This window comes from Pedobacter sp. 01T416_2 (assembly GCF_056398925.1).
In genome coordinates, this window is sequence record NZ_JBFTQI010000679.1 from 1 (window position 1) to 3,245 (window position 3,245).

The window sequence follows — 3,245 nt, forward strand, 5'->3', positions numbered from 1 at the left end:
CTTAAGAACCAGCTTGCTAACGGATTGCTGCGACTGGTTTTTTCCGCCAATACCCTTGGTTGGTTAGCAGGAAGATCTTTTTGCGAATCGGCAAGTTGTTTGTCAAGGCCATCCATCGTACCTGCATTGAAATATACAACAGGGCTAGCTGTGTTATTTACACTAAAAGTGTTATTACTTTTATATGCATCGTATAATGGTTTTTTTAGGCTATCTTTTTTGATGTAAACCTCTACACGGACTAAATCGTCTGATTTATAGGCAACAACTTTCTGAACATCACCTTTAAGTAACATCTGTTGTTCAAACTTTTGATAGGTAACCTCTTTACCGCCATCGGTAGTAAATAAAAACTGTGCGGCTATAATCGCAATGATAATGGCTGCATAAACCCAGAAAATATTAAATTTTGATCCTTTTTGTGGTTTTTTAGGAATATTTGGAATTCTTTTTCCTTGTTTTTCGTTGGTATTTTGATTGTCGTTCATTTGTCTTTGTCAAAATGGTTCTATAGGTTATGCGCTTTGATAATTTGTGCTTTCTGCATCCCCCCAAAGTTCTTCTATGCCATAAAAGTGGCGCTTTTCGGTTTTAAAAATGTGCACAACCACATCGAAATAATCAAGAATAATCCAATCTGCTGATTCAAAACCTTCTTTATGTCTTGGATCGGCCTGAGTGGCTTTGTATATTTCTTTTTCTACACTATCAGCAATAGCTTTTACCTGAGTACCAGAGTTGGCGCTCGCAATAATAAAGTAATCAGCCACTGAGGTATGAATATTTCTAAGATCTAACCGCACTATATCTTCTCCTTTTTTTTCCTGTATGCCGTGAACAGCTAACTCAGAAAGGTATGTAGAAAGGGCTACTATTTTCTTTTTTACCATTAAAATGCTTTAATTTTGGAATTACAATATTATAAATTCAACACTTGCAAAATAACACTTTTTCGACACTATTTGTTGGTCAAAATTTAATCAAATTAAAAGAAGTTGATTCTACTAATAACTTTTTAAAAGATTTGGTGTCAAAATCCGAGCCATTAGCCGAAGGGACTGTAATTATGGCAGATAATCAGTTTGCCGGAAGAGGACAGCAGGAAAGCGTTTGGGAAACACAGGCAGGAAAAAATATAAGCACAAGCATTTATTTGAAACCTTCTTTTTTGCCTCTTAATAAACAGTTTTATTTAAATATGGCCGTTAGTTTAGCCGTTAGTGATGCTTTATCTTGCTTTGTACCGGGAGGGATAAAAGTAAAATGGCCTAATGATATGTATTACCAAAATAAGAAATTAGGCGGAATATTAATCGAAAATACACTGACAGGCAATTCTATTAAATCATCAGTAATTGGCATTGGTTTAAATATTAATCAATCCGAATTTTCGGATAGTATTAGCCAACGTGCTACTTCCGTCATTCAAATTTTACAAAGAGATGTGTCTTTAATGGATATTATGGATAAATTATTCATATTTATGGAAAAATACTACTTAATTTTGAGGACTGGGAAATATAGTATTTTACAAAATGATTACCTTTCAAGGCTTTATAACTTTAATATTCCAGCGTTATATATGCAAAATGGAGCGTTTTTTGAAGGTACTATAACAGGAGTTGAAGATGATGGTAGGCTAACGGTTGATACAAAGAATGGCTTAAAAGTCTTTAATTTTAAAGAAATAGAATTTACACACACAAAATAAACACACAATGAAAAAAACCACCCTAGTGCTTTCGATGGTACTTTTTACCATCGCAGGTGCATTTGCCCAAATCGAAAAACCGGTTACCTGGGCTTATTCTGCAAAGAAAATAAGTAAAGATGAAGCCGTTATATATTTAAAGGCTACAATCGAAGACAGGTGGCATATCTATTCGCAAAATGTGAAAGACGGTGGTCCGGTAAAAACTACATTTACTTTTGCCCCTTCTAAAGATTTTAGCCTGGTTGGTAAAACAATCGAGCCCAAAGCAATTGTTAAATACGAAAGTACATTTAAAATGAATGTAAGTTATTTCGAAAAAGCAGTGATTTTCCAGCAAAAGGTGAAATTAAATAAGGGTACAACTGCTGTTAAAGGAAAAGTGGAGTTTATGGTTTGTAACGATAAACAATGTCTTCCGCCAGAAGAAGTTGAGTTCAGCGTTCCGGTTAAATAGTTGACATCAAAATATTTACAAGCAGTTCCGAATTTTCGGGACTGTTTCTTTTTAAAGTAAAATCTACGTGGAGTAGTGGTTTAAAAAAAATCGTTTCTAAAATTATTCTTAATTTCACGGTTTCAAAAAATACACACACAAAACACACAAATGAAAAAGGTTTTATTATTGTTATTAATGGCTACAATGTTTATTGCATTGCCAGCCCTTAAGAGTTATGCCCTGGTAACCCAGGATACCACAGCAACTGCTCCTCCCGATGATATTGTTTTTACTGAAGTAGGTTCTGCACAGGATAGTGCAGCCAATAGCAAGGTAAAAACGGAAAAAGATACCCTAAAAAAGGATACAGCCAAAGTAGAAAAAGCTGCGGTAGCTGGTAAGGATGCCCCGAAACAATCGCTTTGGGTAACCTTTGGTTTAGGCCTTTTGGCCGGTATTGCCGCTTTTTTTCTTCCATGTATTTTTCCCATGGTTCCACTTACTGTTGGTTTTTTTACCAAAAGAGCCGAAAGCAGAGCAAAAGGAATCAGAAGTGCCATAATTTACGGCTTATCGATCATTGTAATTTATGTTGGTTTAGGCGTAATTATTACCTTGATCTGGGGCGCCAGTGCATTAAATGAAATATCTACCGATGGATTTTTTAATATTTTCATCTTTCTTATACTCATTGTTTTCGGCATATCGTTTTTAGGTGCATTCGAAATTACCCTGCCAAGTTCCTTTGTAAATAAACTTGACGCAAAATCGGATGCTAAAGGTTTAAGCGGGATCTTTTTCATGGCAGCAACCTTAGCTGTTGTTTCCTTCTCTTGCACGGGTCCACTGATCGGAACCTCATTAGTTGCCATTAATACCGATTTGCTAACACCTGTTGTGGTAATGTTTGGTTTCTCATTATCGCTAGCGGTAATTTTTACCATGTTTGCCATTTTCCCTAGTTTAATGACGGGACTGCCAAAATCTGGCGGCTGGTTAAACTCCATTAAAGTTTTTCTTGGCTTTTTAGAACTGGGCTTATCTTTAAAATTCCTTTCAACAGCCGATTTGGCTTATCACTGGGGCATATTGGAT

5 protein-coding genes are annotated in these 3,245 nt (G+C 35.7%); 3 read left to right on the plus strand and 2 right to left on the minus strand.

Annotation, left to right across the window (positions count from 1 at the left end):
• Both AC1DPQ_RS22315 and rsfS read right to left on the minus strand, forming a co-directional pair.
• A partial coding sequence (locus tag AC1DPQ_RS22315; RefSeq protein ID WP_477610911.1) for an ATP-dependent metallopeptidase FtsH/Yme1/Tma family protein occupies nt 1-488 on the minus strand: 488 nt, incomplete at its 3' end.
• Nucleotides 489-515: 27 nt separating this feature from the next.
• A complete protein-coding gene (gene rsfS, locus AC1DPQ_RS22320) occupies nt 516-890 on the minus strand; it encodes a ribosome silencing factor (protein WP_057930976.1) in 375 nt (124 codons plus the stop codon).
• A 44-nt stretch (nt 891-934) separates the two neighbouring features.
• Here rsfS and AC1DPQ_RS22325 point away from each other — a divergent pair, with 44 nt between their 5' ends.
• From AC1DPQ_RS22325 to AC1DPQ_RS22335, 3 genes are all read left to right on the plus strand, one after another.
• Nucleotides 935-1,711, plus strand: a complete 777-nt coding sequence (locus tag AC1DPQ_RS22325; RefSeq protein ID WP_477582156.1) for a biotin--[acetyl-CoA-carboxylase] ligase — start codon at nt 935-937, stop codon at nt 1,709-1,711.
• A gap of 7 nt (nt 1,712-1,718) precedes the next feature.
• Entirely contained in the window at nt 1,719-2,168 is a 450-nt protein-coding gene (locus AC1DPQ_RS22330) for a protein-disulfide reductase DsbD domain-containing protein (RefSeq protein ID WP_477582158.1), read from the plus strand.
• A 150-nt stretch (nt 2,169-2,318) separates the two neighbouring features.
• Nucleotides 2,319-3,245: protein-disulfide reductase DsbD family protein (locus AC1DPQ_RS22335; RefSeq protein WP_477610912.1), on the plus strand; the 927-nt coding region annotated here is incomplete at its 3' end.